The organism is Parahoeflea halophila (assembly GCF_900220985.1).
Classification (GTDB): Bacteria; Pseudomonadota; Alphaproteobacteria; order Rhizobiales; family Rhizobiaceae; genus Hoeflea; species Hoeflea halophila.
The window spans coordinates 50620-66865 of sequence record NZ_OCPC01000001.1 but is presented as its reverse complement, the minus strand read 5'-3'; the positions used below and the strand labels follow the sequence as shown (position 1 = coordinate 66865).

Here is a 16246-nt window from a genome sequence, read left to right as displayed (position 1 = left end):
TGCAGCAAGGCGCCGCAATCCGCCTTCCGGGGCGGGCGCCGTCATGAAGAGGATTGGGACATGACTGCGAAAATCTACCGTCCCGCAAAGACTGCCATGCAATCCGGCAAGGCCAAGAGCCTGGACTGGGTTCTTGACTTCGAGCAGGAAAAGCCGCGCAGCATTGACCCGATGATGGGCTACACTTCCTCCGCCGACATGAAAAGCCAGATCCGGATGAGGTTCGAAACCCGCGAAGCGGCCGTCGCCTATGCCACGCGCAACGGTCTCGCCTATCGTGTCATCGAGCCCCAGGAAGCCAAACGCCGCCGGGTGGTGTACGCCGACAATTTCCGTTTTGACCGCCGTCAACCCTGGACCCACTAGTCGTTGCCACGGTTTGCCCAGGCAGCAAACCGCCGACGGCCCCTTAGCTCAGCTGGATAGAGCACCGGCCTTCTAAGCCGACGGTCGCAGGTTCGAATCCTGCAGGGGTCGCCACTATCTTGTGCATTGTATTCGTTTGATTTCTTGCGCACATCCCGGCTTTTCCAAGCAGGTGCAAATCCCTCCAGAATCCTGTCTGTTGGCAGACATTGGCTTGCGGGGGCGTGGAGGGCGATCTTTTGGTGTCGAGACCGGCCATGGCGCGGCAGTGCGGCGGCCTTATCGGGTCATCAACTCGCAAGTGGGCCCACCACAAGTGATGGTGAGAGGGCGCGTTGAAAATCGCGTTGGAACCCCCCACTCCAAACATTTTGCAGCTGATGCCTGCATGGGTGTGGCAACCGGGCGGTCAAAAGCATGAAATACCTGGCATTCGCGGCATTTTCAGTTTTGCTGAAATAGCTTATAAGAAGAACTGTATAAAGCAGGGGCACTGTGGAATATTAGGCATTATTACAGGATCTGATTCGAAAGTGACAATATGCTGGTGACGGAAACCGTCTTACATTTGGGTCCTGAACTTGAGCGCGCTGTTAACCGGATGGATTTTTTCCGGTTGTTCAAGTCCCTGGCTGGAAGCCATGGATTTTCCTATTTCGGTGTAACCGAGGTGGTGAGTGACGAGCAGGGAATCAATTTGCAGCATGTCCATGCGCTGCACAATCTGCCCGCCTCATGGTTCGAAGACCCCAAGCTTCAGGTGATCGATGCACGCGATCCGGTTTTTGTCCGTCTGCAGCAGTCGTCCGCGCCCTGCGTGATGGATCTCGGCCAGACGCCTTCGGAGGTCCTCGGCTGCAGCGGTTCCGATACGGTGGTGATCGTGCCGCTGCACGCGGCAACCGGAAAACGGTATTGCCTGATCCTGGTTGGGGGGGATGCCAAGCCGGACCATCAGGCGCTGGCGCTGATTGCGCTCGACGCTGCGCTGATCTTTCAGCGCTATTTTGAAGTCATCCTCTCCCTTGATTCCATCAGTGGACTCAGTGACCGCGAAATACAGATCGTGCGCTGGACATCGGAGGGCAAAACATCCGCCGAAATCGCCATCATACTCGGTCTGTCCGAGCACACCGTCAATTCGTACATCGCAGCGGTTTTGCGTAAGCTGCATGTTGTCAACCGGGCGCAAATGGTGGCATCAGCCATACGCAGCGGCTTGATAACCTAGATCGGTCGGGAGGCCATCGATGAGCTCACAGCAAGACGGCACACTATTGAAGGTCCTCCTGGTTGACGATGATCCGGCCGAACATGTGCTGTTGAAACGCAAACTGAAAACGGCCGAGGATGCATCGATCGATCTGGAATATGTCAGTGACATCGGTGGCGCAGTAGAGAGGGTCAAGGCCGGCGGCGTTGACATGGTGTTTCTCGACAACCGCCTCGTCCCCAACAATGATTTCCGCGAAACAGCGCCACAGCTGCGCAGTGCAGGCTTCATCGGGCCGATCGGCATCATATCTTCGGACATCAGCGGCCGCTACTTTGAAAAATTCAGGGAATTCGGTGTCGATTTCAAAATCGGCAAGGACGAGATCGACGGGACCGTAATCAATTTCATTCTGAAAGAGTACACACTAGACCAATTGTCGGAGACCTGCTCCGAAGATTTCCTGTGAAGGTCCGGAAGTTTTTGAGTTTGGGTGTGGAATAGCATGAGATTGCCGGTCTCACCCGAGAGTCTGTTGCATGCGTTGTACGAAACGCTGCCCGACCCGGTGATGATCATCGATGCAGATCGCAAGTTGATTGCTTCCAATGCGGCTGCATCCGCGGTGTTTGGTTATTCGGCAGAAGAGTTTCTCGGCCTGGGGCCGCGAGATTTCTATGCATCGATAGAAGATGCAAGGGAGGTGGGGCGAGCCCTCTTTCCGCTGGACAAGGCTACCCAAACACTTCACGGCCAATACCAGTTCCTGCGCAAAGACGGTTCCATCGTCACCGCAGAATTGACCGCGAACAAGATCCTCGATGCGGACGGCAAGGCTGTCGCACTGGTCGCGATTCTGCGCGACATTAGTGAAACTGTAGCGGCGCGAGAAGAACACCGGCGCACCGAATCGATCCTCAACACTGCATTGGCCTCGATTTCCGAGGGGTTCATAATCTTTGACAAGCAGGATCGGCTTCTCCTGTGCAACGACGCCTATTTTGAGATCTATGCGATATCGGCTCCGGCCATGCGGATCGGCGCAACGTTTGAATCAATCATCCGCTACGGTGTCGCGCATGGACAGTATGCGGATTGCGGCAAGACCGAGGAAGAGCATGAAGCTTGGGTCGCCTGGCGGATGGAGCGACACAGAAATCCCAGCAAGCCCTATATTCAAAGGTTAAGTACGAACCGTTCTTTGCTGGTCGAAGAGCGGATCGCAGAGGATGGGCTGAATGTCGGGGTGCGAACCGATGTAAGCATCCTCAGCCAGGCAAAGAATGAGGCGGAGCGACTGGGCCAGATCATCGAGAATGTCGCCCAGGAAGTCTATCTCTTCAGTCTGACAAAGGACAAAATCGTCAGCGCGAACAAGGCGGCGCGGGACAATCTGCAATACAGCCTGGAAGAACTGCGCGAACTTTCCGCCGCGGATTTCATCGCCGGCTCGGCGCAGGACGAAATGAATGCACTGATCGCGCCGACAGGTTCTGCAGAGAGCAAGATCCAGATTTTCGACACCATGCACCGCCGCAAGGATGGTAGCACCTATCCCTGCCGGGTGCGGCTCGAGCACATGGAAGATCCCGATGATCCCGTTGCCCTGGCTTTCGTGGAAGATATGACGGAAAGATTGGAAATCGAACGTGCGCTCAAGCAGAAAGAGCATGAATTCGAAACCCTTGCGCGCAACCTTCCGGATTTCATCGTGCGTGCCAAGCCTGACACGACGCTGACTTACGTGAATGAACACTACGCCCGCTACGTTGGTCGTCCTGCCGATGAGATGATCGGCCGGAAATTCCTCGATTTTGTACCCGAGGCCAACCGCGCGATGCTGATAGAGCATCTGGCCAGCCTGTCTCCCGAACAGCCGTTGAGAACCAGCGAACAGGCGATGCCTTCACTTACCGGAGAGACGCTCTGGTGTCTGTGGTCCAACCTGATGGTGTTCGAAGACGGAAAGCCGGTGGAGCTGGTTTCGGTCGGGCGCGATATCACCCAGGTCCGCGAGGCACAGAACCGGATCGCAAGACAATCGCGCGAACTTGAATTGCGCAACAACGCCCTGGAACAGTTCAGCGCCGTTGTGTCGCATGACCTCAAGGCGCCGCTGCGCCAGATCCGCTTGTTCGCGGACATGATTGCCGAAGACATCAAACTGGGCAAAGCCGAAGATCTGGCAACGTTCTCAGGGTATATTTCGCAGCGCAGTGAAGCGATGGAGGCGATGACGTCCAGCCTGTTGGAGTATTCGCAGCTGGCCTATCAGCGAATCAATCCCGAAAAGTTCCAGTTGTCCAAAGCCCTCAACGAAGCCTGGACCAATCTGTCGGTGAATGTCGAGGAAGCACAGGCAAGCCTGATCGTTGAAAAGGACATCGACCTTTATGGCGATTTCACTCTCCTTACCCACTTGTACCAGAACCTGTTTGCCAACTCCTTGAAGTACCGCCGTCAAGATTCGTCCGTGGAGATCCGGGTGGAGGCTCAAACTGACCGAGAGGGTCACAAGATCACCGTCGAGGATGATGGTATCGGTATTGCTCCCGAGCAGGCAGAGCGGATTTTCGGCGTTTTTCAGCGTCTGCACGCAGACGAGAAGCTGTATTCGGGTACCGGCATAGGTCTTGCCCTGTGCCGCCGGATTGCCGAAAGCCACCACGGCAGCATTCATCTTGACACGTCATACCGGGATGGTGCGCGGTTCGTCATTACACTGCCGAGACAAGGTGCCGGCTGACTGCCGGCACCGGTCCGGGCTCATGTCCAACTGCGCGCCCTGACCGGCAGTGGGCGCGACCGGATCAGGCCGCCGCTGCGGCAGCGAGACCGCGCTCGATGTCGGTCATCAGGTCGTCAACATCTTCCAGGCCGATTTGCAGCCGGATGACCGGGCCCTCCCTGGGAGGCATGGCGACGGTTCTGTCGGAGAGGTTGGCGTGAACGGCAAGGCTCTCGTAGCCACCCCAGGAATAGCCCAGGCCGAAGATTTCCAGTGCGTCCAGGAAAGCGTGCGCCTTGGCCTGATGGCGATCGGTGTCGGCCACATCCAGAACAATCGAGAAGATGCCCGAGGAGCCGGAGAAGTCGCGTTTCCACAGCGCGTGGCCGGGAAAGCTCTCCAGAGCCGGGTGGAGAACTCGGGCGACACCCGCCATGCCTTCCAGCGCGCGCGCAATCGCGAGAGCGCTTTCCCGGTGCCTCGAAAGCCGGATCCCCATGGTGCGCAGGCCGCGCAGGGTCATGTAGCTGTCATCCGGTGCGGCGCAGACACCAAGCATGGTGAAGGCCTTCCACAATGCCGGCCAGGCCTTTTGGTTCGCCGAAACGGTTCCGATCAGGATGTCGGAATGTCCGGCGGGATATTTCGTGGCAGCGTGAATGGAAATGTCGACGCCGTGATCGAGGGGTTTGAAGAAAAGCGGCGTGGCCCAGGTGTTGTCCATAGAGACGAGCGCCCCATGGGCATGGGCGACTTCGGCAATTGCAGGGATATCCTGCATCTCGAACGTGTTGGACCCGGGCGCCTCGGTGTGTACCAGCCTGGTGTTGGGGCGCATGAGGCTCTCGATGTCCGCCCCGATAGCGGGGTCGTAATAGCTGGTTTCGATGCCGAAGCGGGCCAGCATTCCGGCGCAGAAATTTCTTGTCGGGGCGTAGACCGAATCCACAACCAGCAGATGATCGCCGGCGTTCAGCGCGCCCAGGAACGGGACCGTGACCGCGGCGAGGCCGGAGGGCAGGGCGACAGTTCCTTCCGATCCTTCCAGTTCGTTCATGGCCGCGTTCAGGGCATCCGTGGTCGGTGTGCCATAGGTGCCGTAGGTGTATTTCTGGTTTCGCGACACCATGGTGGCCGAATCCGGAAACAGGACGGTTGAGGCGTGCACGACGGGCGGATTGACGAAGCCGTGAAAACTCCGCGGATCATGGCCGGAATGCGCCAGGCGTGTGTTGATGCCAGCCTTGGGGGGAGTGTTTTCGCTGCTCATTTCGGATCCGCTTTATGGTCTTGAATCATCGGTCTTCAGTCGGGCCAACGAGTATCGCGAGTTGAAGGTGCCCACAAGATGTTGTTGGGTCCACTGAGTGGCGAATGCCAACCTGTAGTGTCCGGCCTGAAGCCGCGCTGCAACATGGGCGTTCGGCGGCGCGCCCCGGAAGGTTTGTGGCCGAAATTCGACGATTTCGCAGAATTAGGCCGGGGAAGGCTTGACCGATGGCGGATTTCGGCATGGTATAACGACGCGCTAATGGAGACGGGCAGAGGCCTTGCAAAAAGCTACTGTCGCTCTTGTCGCACCCAAAAAACAGGGCAACAGAAAAAAAGGTTGTATCAAATGAAAAAGAAGATTTTGTCGGCTGTCGCTGGTGTCGCGGTGGTCGCAGGCCTGGGAGCCACAGGTGCTTCCGCCGCGACGCTGGATGACGTCAAGGCAAAGGGATTCGTCCAGTGCGGCGTGTCCACCGGCCTCGCCGGCTTTTCCGCCCCGAACGATGCAGGTGACTGGTCGGGTATCGACGTTGACCTGTGCCGCGGCATAGCGGCAGCCGTGTTCGGTGACGCATCGGCTGTCAAGTACAGCCCGCTTTCGGCCAAGGAGCGCTTTACCGCTCTGCAGTCGGGTGAAATCGATGTGCTGTCGCGCAACACCACTTGGACAATGAGCCGTGACACGCAGCTCGGTCTCAACTTCGCGGGCGTCAACTACTATGACGGCCAAGGCTTCATGGTGCGCAAGTCGCTGGGCGTGAATTCCGCGCTGCAGCTGTCTGGCGCTTCGGTCTGCGTACAGACCGGTACCACCACTGAGCTGAACCTCACCGATTACTTCAAGGCCAACGACATGACCTACAATCCGGTCGTGTTCGAGAAGCTCGAGGAAGTGAACGCTGCCTACGACGCCAACCGCTGCGACGTGTACACGACCGACCAGTCGGGCCTGTATTCGATCCGCCTCGGCCTTTCGGCTCCGGATGAGCACATGGTTCTGCCTGAAGTGATCTCGAAAGAGCCTCTGGGTCCTGTGGTTCGTCAGGGCGATGACCAGTGGTTCAACATCGTCAAGTGGGTTCACAACGCGATGCTCAATGCCGAAGAAATGGGCGTGACCTCGGAGAATGTTGACGAAATGCTCAACTCCACCGACCCCAACGTCATGCGCCTGCTCGGCAAGGAAGGCACCTTTGGTGATTCCATCGGCTTGAGCAACGACTGGGCCTACAATGTGATCAAGCAGGTCGGCAACTACGGCGAAATGTTTGAACGCAATGTCGGCGCTTCGACCCCGCTTGCAATCGACCGCGGCGTCAACGCGCTCTGGTCCAAGGGTGGCCTGCAGTACGCACCGCCAATCCGCTAAGCAGCGACACAAGTGCGGGCTCCACTTGAGGGGCCCGCACTTGCCGGTCGCATTAGGCGAACCGAAAGTCCTGACGCAAAGACGGCAGGTAAAATAACGATCCGGCCAAAAGGTCCGGGCACAGAGTTGGGGACAGATATGGCTCATCAAGAAAGCGTCGCTTCGGACGTTGATGATTCTGGTCGCGTATCGTTGATGAATGATCCGAAAGCACGCGGCCTGGTTTTCCAGGTATTGCTGATCATTGCCGTGATCTACCTGGTCTATTCCGGGGTTACGAACGCCATCGACAATCTGGCACGTGCCGGAATTGCTTCCGGCTTCGGCTTTTTCGGTGAGCGCGCCGGTTTCGACATTGGGCAGTCTCTCATCCCGTACACAAATGACAGCACCTATCTGCGTGCTTTCTTCGTGGGTCTTTTGAACACCATGGTGGTTGGGCTCATCGGGGTCTTTTTTGCCACCATCATCGGATTCATCATCGGTTTGGCAAGACTGTCGAAGAACTATCTGGTCCAGAAGTTTGCCACCGTCTATGTCGAGATGCTGAGGAACATTCCGCTGCTGCTGCAGCTTCTGTTCTGGTACAAGGCGGTTCTGTCGATCCTTCCCTCACCCCGTCAGGTCGGGCTCGAGCCCGGCGCCGAAGTGGTCTTCAGTCTCAACAACCGCGGCCTCTACATGCCGCGCATCGTGCCGGAAGCCGGATCATCGCTGATCCTGTACGCGCTGCTCATCGCCATAGTCGCCTGGATTTTTATCGGCCGCTGGGCGAAGAAACGGCAGATGGCCACCGGGCAGCAGTTTCCGGTCTTCTTCACAGGCCTTGGGCTGATCATCGTTCTGCCGTTGCTCGCCTACCTTGTCACCGGCATGCCGCTGTCGCTCGAATACTCCAGCCTGCAAGGTTTCAACATGGTCGATGGCTGGGTGATCCAGCCTGAATTCATGGCGCTGCTTCTTGGGCTGGCGCTGTATACCGCGGCGTTTATTGCGGAAATTGTCCGTGCGGGTATTCTGGCCGTGTCTCACGGCCAGTCGGAAGCTGCCTATGCGCTGGGGATCCGGCCGAACCTGACCAGCCGCCTGGTGATCGTGCCGCAGGCAATGCGCGTAATCATTCCACCATTGACCAGCCAGTATCTGAACCTGATCAAGAATTCGTCCCTCGCGGTTGCCATCGGCTATCCGGACCTGGTCTCGATTTTCGGCGGGACGGTGCTGAACCAGACAGGTCAGGCGGTTGAGGTGATCTCGATCACCATGCTGGTCTATCTCACCCTGTCGCTGCTGACATCCGCTTTCATGAACTGGTTTAATTCCAGTGTCGCACTGGTGGAGCGCTGAGCCATGGAAACTCTACCGACTTCAATCCGCTATGTTCGTACCGAGGAAAGCCCGACAATGGCGCCTCCGGTCGCCACAGGCGGCGTCACGGGCTGGCTGAAGGTCAACCTGTTCGCAACACCGCGCGATACGGTGCTGACGATTTTGACCCTGTTGTTGCTCCTGTGGATGGTGCCGCCGATCATCGACTGGGCCTTTATCAGCGCGGTCTGGACCGGTGACGGCCGGGAAGACTGCATTGGACCGGGCACAGGTGCCTGCTGGGCCTTTGTCGAGGCCAAGTTCGGCCAGTTCATCTACGGGCGCTACCCGATCGAGGAGCGCTGGCGGGTTGACCTCTCCGGTCTTCTGCTGATTTTGGGCCTGGTGCCGATCGCCATACCTTCGGTGCCTTACAAGCGCGAGAATGCGCTGTATCTGCTGGTGGTGTTTCCGGTGCTGGCCTTCATCCTGCTGACCGGCCAGTTCGGGCTTGAGCCTGTCGAAACCCCGCTCTGGGGCGGTCTGCTGGTGACCCTGGTTGTTGCCATCGTCGGCATCGTGGTGTCGTTCCCGCTGGGGATCCTGCTTGCGCTGGGGCGGCGGTCGGAAATGCCGATCGTAAGGATGTTCAGTGTCATCTTCATCGAATTCTGGCGCGGCGTGCCGTTGATCACGGTGCTGTTCATGTCATCGGTGATGCTGCCGCTGTTCCTTCCCGACGGGGTGACCTTCGACAAGTTGCTCAGGGCTTTGATCGGCGTGGCGCTGTTCTCCTCTGCCTATATGGCTGAAGTGATCCGCGGTGGCCTGCAGGCGATCCCGAAAGGGCAGTACGAGGCAGCCAATGCCATGGCGCTGACCTTCTGGCAGGGCACACGGCTGGTAATCATGCCGCAGGCGCTCAAACTGGTCATTCCGGGCATCGTCAACACCTTCATCGGCTTGTTCAAGGACACCAGCCTGGTGTTGATCATCGGCCTGTTCGATCTCTTGGGCATCGTTCAGCAGAACATGAACGACCCAAACTGGATCTCACCTGCGACGCCGGCGACCGGCTTTGTCTTCGCCGCCTTCGTCTTCTTCATCTTCTGCTTCGGCATGTCGCGCTATTCCGCCTATATGGAACGGCGGCTCGACACTGGCCATAAACGATAACAAGGGAACCTAATCATGGCTGACAGCAACGCAGCAGCAACTCAAGGTGCCGGTCCTTCGAAAATGACGGTGTCGGAGACCGATGTCGCTATCGAGCTCATCGGCATGAACAAGTGGTACGGCGAGTTTCACGTCCTGCGCGACATCAATCTCAAGGTGATGCGCGGCGAGCGGATCGTCATTGCAGGACCGTCAGGTTCGGGCAAATCCACCATGATCCGCTGCATCAACCGTCTGGAAGAGCATCAGAAGGGCAAGATCATTGTCGACGGCATCGAGCTGACCAATGATCTGAAGAAGATCGACGAGGTCCGGCGCGAAGTCGGGATGGTGTTCCAGCACTTCAACCTGTTCCCGCATCTGACGATCCTCGAGAACTGCACACTGGCGCCGATCTGGGTGCGCAAGATGTCAAAGAAAAAGGCCGAGGAAATCGCCATGCATTACCTCGAGCGGGTCAAGATCCCCGAACAGGCGCACAAGTATCCCGGTCAGCTCTCCGGCGGCCAGCAGCAGCGTGTGGCGATTGCCCGGTCACTGTGCATGAACCCGCGCATCATGCTGTTCGACGAGCCGACATCGGCGCTCGATCCGGAAATGATCAAGGAAGTGCTCGACACCATGGTGGGGCTTGCCGAGGAAGGCATGACCATGCTGTGCGTGACCCACGAGATGGGTTTTGCACGCCAGGTGGCAAACCGTGTGATCTTCATGGATCAGGGCCAGATCGTCGAGCAGAACGAGCCGACCGAGTTCTTCGACAACCCGCAGCATGAGCGCACCAAGCTGTTCCTGAGCCAGATCCTGCACTAGGCCAAGGAAAGCAACGAAACGTGGGTGAACGTCAGCCACGTTTCCTGCGCTACACCGCAGCTGCTGCCCTGTTTGTTGTGACTTCACTGGGCCTTGGGACACTTGTTCCGAGGCCCTTGGTCAGTTCCGTGCCGGATACGCTAGCACAAAATGCAGGTTCAGCGGACGAGATCCGGACAGTGCTTTTGCTGTCGTCGGCAATCCATACCGATCTGGCTTTACCGGTAGATGCGGATGTTGCTGAACAGTTTGCGTTTCTAGCCGAGGATGGGCTCGATCCATCGCAGGCCGGTGTCAGTTATATCGTGGCCGGATGGGGCGGGCGCAGTTTCTACTCCGAAACCCCGACATGGTCCGATCTCAAGCCGGGTCCGGTGTTTAGCGCGCTGACGGTCGACCGCTCGGTCATGCATATCGGGCTTGCCGGGAATATTGATCAAGCCCATTCGTCCGTTACCCGCATTGAACTCGATGAGGATGCTTTCGAGCAATTGCTCGAATCGATCCTGGCGAGTTTTTCGTCTGGTGCAGACGGGGCTCCTATTGTGGTCTCCGGCGCCAATTACGGTGACTTTGACCGCTTTTACGAGGCGGTAGGCTGGTTCAATGCGGTTGTCGGATGTAATATCTGGACTGCGCGGATGTTAAGGCGAACCGGACTGACGACCGGTTGGTGGACACCTCTGCCGGCATTGTTGAGCGCTAGCCTTCATCTCCACAATGATCTCTGAGGTTGTTCGCCTACAGCCCGCTGGCGCGGTAGCCGTAGAGCCAGTCGAGATCGGCCGCAAGGCTTTCCGGCGGCTTGAGCGAGAGCACCAGGTCGCGACCGAGGCGAATCGGCCCCCGCGCATGGTAGGCAAACTGGTTGAACGCACCGCGGCCGCGCGTGCGGGCGACACGGGCGCGTCTCGCCGCCACGAAACCTGCAAGCGCGGAGCCGAGCTCGCCAGCATCACGGTGCGCACAAGCCTGAGCCAGTTCATAACCATCTTCAATGGCCATCGCCGCGCCCTGGGCGGCGTATGGGGTCATGGCATGGGCGGCGTCACCGATAAGGACAGTCTTCTCATTGTTATGCCACGGGCCATCGGGCACTTCGTACAAGGGCCAGCAGTTCATTTCGGGGGGCTGGCGTAGAATGGACACAATGCTGTTGTGCCAGCCTGCAAATGCGCTGAGCAGGCCTGGTCGGTCGCTTCCCGTTTCCTGGCTGTTCCAGGTTTCGCCACGCTGAATTCCGCGGGTAATCGCCACCATGTTGATGGTCTCGCCCCGGTCCAGCGGGTAGGTGACCAGATGGGTTCTCGGGCCCATGAAGGCGGTAACATTTACCGGGTCCAGCACCGAACGGGCCACATCCGCCGGCAGCGTGAACCGCCAGGCAATCTGGCCGGAAAAACGCGGCTCGAATGCGCCGGGGACAAGCTTCCGGATCTGCGACCAGACCCCATCCGCGCCGACAACCAGGTCGGGCGCGGGACGGCCCAACCGCGCGTGGAGAGAGTTGATATTCGTGTTCTGGATCCGCTGCCCCAGGTGGAGATGGCAATCGGCATGTGCCGCAACCGCATCCAGCAGCAGTTTTTGCAGATCTGCGCGATGCATTACCCCATAGGGCGCGCCCCAGCGGTCTTCGGCAAAGCCGCCGCAAGGGACATGGGTGATCCTGCGAAGCGTCTGACCGGAGGCCAGAACGATCTCGTGCGGGACGATCATGGCCTTCCGCAACCGGTCGCCCAGGCCAAGTGCAACGAGGATCCGGCTGGCATTGGGCGAGACCTGTAGGCCGGCGCCGACTTCGCTGAGCTCCGGCGCCTGCTCGACAATGTCGACGCGATCGCCCCCGGCGGCAAAGGCCAGCGCAGTGGTCAGGCCGCCGATACCGGCACCGATGACGAGTATGTTGCGGGACGTCACAGCGCTCTCCCGATCCGACGGCAGATCAGCAGCCTTGAACCGGCGCAAAACAGGAATGATAGACCGGTGCCGGTGCACTTCGCGCGGCTACCAAATCCATCATCGGCGATTTCAGACCACGGCCGCAAGCCGGCACGGGAAAACGCGCTCAGGCCGCCACGTAGACCCAGGAGCACCCCGCCGGGACGGTGTCGTCGCCATGCAGTGCCGCATTGTATTTGTAGAGTGTCGAGCAATAGGGGCAGATCTTTTCGCTGTCGGCACCCATGTCGAGAAACACGTGTGGATGGTCGTAGGGCGGGTTTGCGCCCACGCACATGAATTCCTTGACGCCTATCTCAATGGCGGCGTGGCCTGCATCATTCTGGAAATGCGGGATTTTGTGGTCAGCCATGCATCTCTCCGTCGTGGCGTACTCGATTTCGAGCGGACCTTATACGTTGCCCTCGCAAAAGTGTAGACGCTAATTGGACGCGGCCAGGCTGCTTTGCTTTCGCTGCTGGATTTGCAGCCGGACACCGTTTGCATGGCGATGCGATTGAGCTAGGTAGGGACTGAAAGGGGTTTTTCATGAATCTGGATCGGCTTCAGGTCGGGCGTTTCACGTCCGGGGACATTGAGATCGCGTGGTACGAGGCAGGTAACCCGAACGGGTTTCCGATCCTGCTGATTCACGGTTTTGCCTCGACGGCGCATGTAAACTGGGTTTTCCCGGGCTGGGTCAAGACCCTCGACGAGGCCGGGTTCCGTGTGATCGCGCTCGACAATCGCGGCCATGGCCAGTCCGACAAGCCGCATGATCCGGAAGCCTATCACCCGGAAATGATGGCTGCTGACGCTGCCGGTCTGCTTGATTCGCTCAAGATCACTTCTGCCCATGTGATGGGCTATTCCATGGGCGCGCGGATATCTGCCTTTCTCGCGCTTGCACGGCCTGACCTGGTGCGCTCTTTGGTGTTTGGCGGCCTTGGCCTGGGGATGGTTGACGGCGTGGGCGACTGGGACCCGATCGCGGACGCCCTCAGGGCAGAGACGCTCGGTGACGTCACGGACGAGCGTGGACGCATGTTCCGCGCCTTTGCCGAACAGACCAAGAGCGACCGTCTGGCGCTGGCGGCCTGCATTTCAACATCACGCACGCTCATCAGAGAAGAGGATCTGCTGCGTCTGACCATGCCTGCGCTCGTTGCTGTCGGAACCCGCGACGACATCGCCGGGTCCGCCGAAGGCCTGGCGCTGTTGATGCTGCGCGCCCGCGCACTCAACATTCCCAACCGCGATCATATGCTTGCGGTTGGCGACAAGGTGTTCAAGGCGGCCGCGCTCGAATTCTTCGCTGATGTGGCGGCTGGAGCGATCTGATGCAGGACATGAAAACCAGGACCGAATTCACCGGCGCTTCCAATAACCGGCTGGCTGCGGATGTGCATGAGCCCCGCGGCACGGTTCACGGCAATCCCGTGCTGCTCCTGCATGGTGGCGGCCAGACGCGGCATGCCTGGGGTGGCGCTGCGCGGCGCATGGCAGACGCGGGCCATTCGGCTTTCACGCTCGATCAGCGCGGGCATGGTGACAGTGCCTGGGTCGAGGACAAGGGCTATGCCTTTGACGACTATGCCGCTGACGCGGTTGCGGTGTGCCGTCAGATCGCAGCGCAATGTGGCAAGCAGCCGGTTCTGGTTGGTGCCTCGCTCGGCGGTATTTCCGGGCTGATGGCCGAGCATCTTGGCGGACCGGGTCTGCTGGCGGGGTTGGTGCTGGTCGACATCACGCCACACATGGATGCCGACGGGGTTAGTCGAATTCAAGGCTTCATGGCAGCGCGGATGCGCGAGGGCTTTGCCACGCTGGAAGAGGCGGCTGCGGCGATTGCCGCTTACCTGCCGAACCGGGCGCCGCGCCGGTCCCTCGACGGCCTGGCCAAAAATTTGCGCCAGGGTGAAGACGGCCGCTATCGTTGGCACTGGGATCCGGCCTTCATCGATGGCCCACGCAACATCAATCACGGCTCTGACACCGGGCAGCAGCGTCTCGTCGAAGCCGCGCGCGGCCTGAAAGTTCCGGTTCTGCTGGTGCGCGGCCAGCAATCTGAACTGGTGACCGAGGAAGCCGTGGCGGCATTCCGTGAGATGGTGCCACATGCCGATTTTGTCGATGTGTCCGGGGCCGGGCACATGGTCGCCGGAGACCGCAATGATGCGTTCAACGACGCGGTGTCAGGCTTTCTCGACAAGCTAGAGGGGCGGGGCTGAGTTCAGCGGCCCTCAAAGCGCGCCTTGCGTTTTTCCATGAACGCGCTGCGGCCTTCGGCATAATCGGCGCTGTCGAAGGTGGAGGCGGACAGCGTGGCTGCGCGGTCGTAATCGTCGTGCAAGCCGCTGTTCAGGGCGGAAAGGGCGGCCTTGGAAGCCTGGACGGACAGAGGCGCTGCAGCTGCGATTGCTGCGGCAAGGGCCTGGACTTCGCTCTCCAGCTGATCCGGCCTGCAGGATCCCGCGACGCAGCCACAGGCGACAGCCTGTGCAAGCGGGATCTCCTGGCCTGAAAACAAGGCGATCCGGGCGTGCTGATCGCCGAGCGCGCGGACCAGATCCTGCACGGCGTCGAGCGGGTAGGCCAGTCCCAGCCGGGCGGCGGGGATGGCAAATCGGGCAGTTTCATCCGCAATCCTGATGTCGGCGGCTGCGGCCAGACCGAATCCGCCGCCGAAACAGATGCCGCGTATGGCTGCGATCACCGGAACAGGGCAGTGCCGGATTGCCGCGAAGGCGGCGGAGTTTCCAGCCTCGTAGGCGCGGGCGGTTTCAGCGTTTTTTCGCAGTGTCGCGAACTCGCCGATATCAGCGCCGGCGGAAAAATCGCGCCCCCCGGCGCCCTCCATGATGACCACGCGCGCATTCTGCCGGTTGACCAGCCAGTCGATGGCTTCAGGCACGGCGCGCCACATCGCGTCGGTCAGGGCATTGCGTTTGTCCGGGCGGTTGATGGTGAGCCGGCCGATCGCGCTGCCATCGGCGGCAGCGCCAATGCTGCCATCTGCAAAGGATATGTTTACGTCCATTTCAGCCACCCGATGGTTTTTCCTGCGGATCTGTCTTATCCTCAGTTGAAGGCTGGGTTCAAATATCTTCGTTTGAACATCGGTCGTGGACACCTTATCTAGGCTTTTCAACGTGTCGTGCAGGACGTGAAGCCCTCGGACGCTGAAAATGCCCATAAGCCCCGGAGGCGAAGATGTCAGCGAATTCAGGTGTACGGACCGGCGAGTCCGTGAAGGCGATCGACCCGATCTGGGATTCGATTCGTCTCGAGGCCGAGCGGTCGATCGCTCAGGATCCGCTGCTGGCGGCTTTCCTCTATTCCACCGTGCTGAACCAGCCCTCCCTGGAAGAGGCGGTGATACACCGGGTTTGCGAGCGTCTCGACCACCAGGACCTGCAGGCCAATCTGCTGCGCCAGACCTTCCTGGAAATGGTCAATGACTGGCGCGACTGGGGCTCGGTGCTGCGCGTCGACATCCAGGCGGTCTACGACCGCGATCCGGCCTGCAACCGGTTCATCCAGCCGGTGCTGTATTTCAAGGGCTTTCATGCGATCCAGACACACCGTCTGGCGCACTGGCTGTGGAACAAGGGCAGGATCGACTTTGCACTCTATCTGCAGAGCCGGTCATCGGAGATTTTTCAGACCGACATTCATCCGGCAGCCAAGCTGGGCAAGGGATTGTTCCTGGACCATGCGACCGGCCTTGTCGTCGGCATGACGGCAACCGTCGGCGATAATGTGTCGCTGCTTCAGGGCGTTACCCTGGGCGGAACGGGCAAGGAGAGTGGTGACCGTCATCCCAAGATCAGGGACGGTGTGCTGATCGGGGCCGGCGCCAAGGTGCTGGGCAATATCGAAATCGGCCATTGCAGCCGGGTAGCGGCAGGTTCGGTGGTTCTGAAACCGGTGCCACCGAATTCCACGGTCGCGGGCGTGCCGGCGAAAGTGGTCGGAACCGCGGGCTGCGACGAGCCGTCGCGGGCGATGGATCAGCTCATCAACGGCGGGAACTGAAGCAGGCACCTCCGGTAGCGAG

At 59.5% G+C, this 16246-nt stretch carries 16 protein-coding genes and 1 tRNA gene; 13 read left to right on the top strand and 4 right to left on the bottom strand.

The features are described 5' to 3' along the window. The first annotated feature begins 60 nt into the window (after positions 1-60). The 5 genes from CRO46_RS00335 (at position 61) to CRO46_RS00315 (ending at position 4325) form a co-directional block, all read left to right on the top strand. A complete protein-coding gene (locus CRO46_RS00335) occupies positions 61-366 on the top strand; it encodes an ETC complex I subunit (RefSeq protein ID WP_097103924.1) in 306 nt (101 codons plus the stop codon). A gap of 37 nt (positions 367-403) precedes the next feature. Then, positions 404-480, top strand: a tRNA-Arg gene (locus CRO46_RS00330). A gap of 427 nt (positions 481-907) precedes the next feature. After that, the gene (locus tag CRO46_RS20245; protein ID WP_097103922.1) at positions 908-1597 is read left to right on the top strand and encodes a helix-turn-helix transcriptional regulator; all 690 of its coding nucleotides are present in this window, start codon (positions 908-910) and stop codon (positions 1595-1597) included. Between the two features lie 19 nt (positions 1598-1616). Then, entirely contained in the window at positions 1617-2048 is a 432-nt protein-coding gene (locus CRO46_RS00320) for a response regulator (RefSeq protein WP_097103921.1), read from the top strand. Positions 2049-2084: 36 nt separating this feature from the next. Continuing rightward, positions 2085-4325 (top strand): PAS domain-containing sensor histidine kinase, encoded by a 2241-nt coding sequence (locus CRO46_RS00315; RefSeq protein WP_097103919.1) that lies wholly within the window; start codon positions 2085-2087, stop codon positions 4323-4325. A 64-nt stretch (positions 4326-4389) separates the two neighbouring features. On the opposite strand, the gene CRO46_RS00310 is transcribed toward CRO46_RS00315, so the two are convergent. Then, entirely contained in the window at positions 4390-5577 is a 1188-nt protein-coding gene (locus CRO46_RS00310; protein WP_097103918.1) for a cystathionine beta-lyase, read from the bottom strand. A 348-nt stretch (positions 5578-5925) separates the two neighbouring features. Between CRO46_RS00310 and CRO46_RS00305 the strand changes: the two genes are divergently transcribed. The 5 genes from CRO46_RS00305 (at position 5926) to CRO46_RS00285 (ending at position 10976) form a co-directional block, all read left to right on the top strand. Then, positions 5926-6948 carry an amino acid ABC transporter substrate-binding protein gene (locus tag CRO46_RS00305; protein ID WP_097103916.1) on the top strand — a complete coding sequence of 341 codons (1023 nt, stop codon included), beginning with the start codon at positions 5926-5928 and terminating at the stop codon, positions 6946-6948. Positions 6949-7086: 138 nt separating this feature from the next. After that, positions 7087-8295, top strand: a complete 1209-nt coding sequence (locus CRO46_RS00300; RefSeq protein ID WP_097103915.1) for an amino acid ABC transporter permease — start codon at positions 7087-7089, stop codon at positions 8293-8295. 3 nt (positions 8296-8298) lie between these two features. Beyond that, on the top strand, positions 8299-9432 hold the full coding sequence (locus CRO46_RS00295) for an amino acid ABC transporter permease (RefSeq protein WP_097103913.1): 1134 nt from the start codon (positions 8299-8301) through the stop codon (positions 9430-9432). A gap of 15 nt (positions 9433-9447) precedes the next feature. Beyond that, positions 9448-10245 carry an amino acid ABC transporter ATP-binding protein gene (locus tag CRO46_RS00290; RefSeq protein WP_097103912.1) on the top strand — a complete coding sequence of 266 codons (798 nt, stop codon included), beginning with the start codon at positions 9448-9450 and terminating at the stop codon, positions 10243-10245. 20 nt (positions 10246-10265) lie between these two features. Further along, positions 10266-10976, top strand: a complete 711-nt coding sequence (locus tag CRO46_RS00285) for a TIGR02117 family protein (protein WP_244577729.1) — start codon at positions 10266-10268, stop codon at positions 10974-10976. A 10-nt stretch (positions 10977-10986) separates the two neighbouring features. On the opposite strand, the gene CRO46_RS00280 is transcribed toward CRO46_RS00285, so the two are convergent. Together CRO46_RS00280 and CRO46_RS00275 are read right to left on the bottom strand one after the other, a co-directional pair. Continuing rightward, entirely contained in the window at positions 10987-12165 is a 1179-nt protein-coding gene (locus CRO46_RS00280) for an FAD-dependent monooxygenase (protein ID WP_097103910.1), read from the bottom strand. Positions 12166-12313: 148 nt separating this feature from the next. Then, positions 12314-12559, bottom strand: a complete 246-nt coding sequence (locus tag CRO46_RS00275) for a zinc-finger domain-containing protein (protein ID WP_097103908.1) — start codon at positions 12557-12559, stop codon at positions 12314-12316. Positions 12560-12735: 176 nt separating this feature from the next. Here CRO46_RS00275 and CRO46_RS00270 point away from each other — a divergent pair, with 176 nt between their 5' ends. Beyond that, positions 12736-13527, top strand: coding sequence for an alpha/beta fold hydrolase (locus tag CRO46_RS00270; protein ID WP_097103906.1), 792 nt, complete (start codon positions 12736-12738; stop codon positions 13525-13527). After that, entirely contained in the window at positions 13527-14417 is an 891-nt protein-coding gene (locus tag CRO46_RS00265; RefSeq protein WP_179758896.1) for an alpha/beta fold hydrolase, read from the top strand. Before CRO46_RS00270 ends, CRO46_RS00265 begins: the two co-directional genes overlap by 1 nt. A 2-nt stretch (positions 14418-14419) precedes the next feature. Here the strand turns inward: CRO46_RS00265 and CRO46_RS00260 are convergent, their stop codons facing one another. Continuing rightward, positions 14420-15226 carry an enoyl-CoA hydratase-related protein gene (locus tag CRO46_RS00260; protein WP_097103904.1) on the bottom strand — a complete coding sequence of 269 codons (807 nt, stop codon included), beginning with the start codon at positions 15224-15226 and terminating at the stop codon, positions 14420-14422. A 173-nt stretch (positions 15227-15399) separates the two neighbouring features. On the opposite strand from CRO46_RS00260, the gene cysE reads away from it, so the two are divergent. Further along, entirely contained in the window at positions 15400-16224 is an 825-nt protein-coding gene (gene cysE, locus CRO46_RS00255) for a serine O-acetyltransferase (protein ID WP_097103903.1), read from the top strand. Positions 16225-16246: the final 22 nt, after the last annotated feature.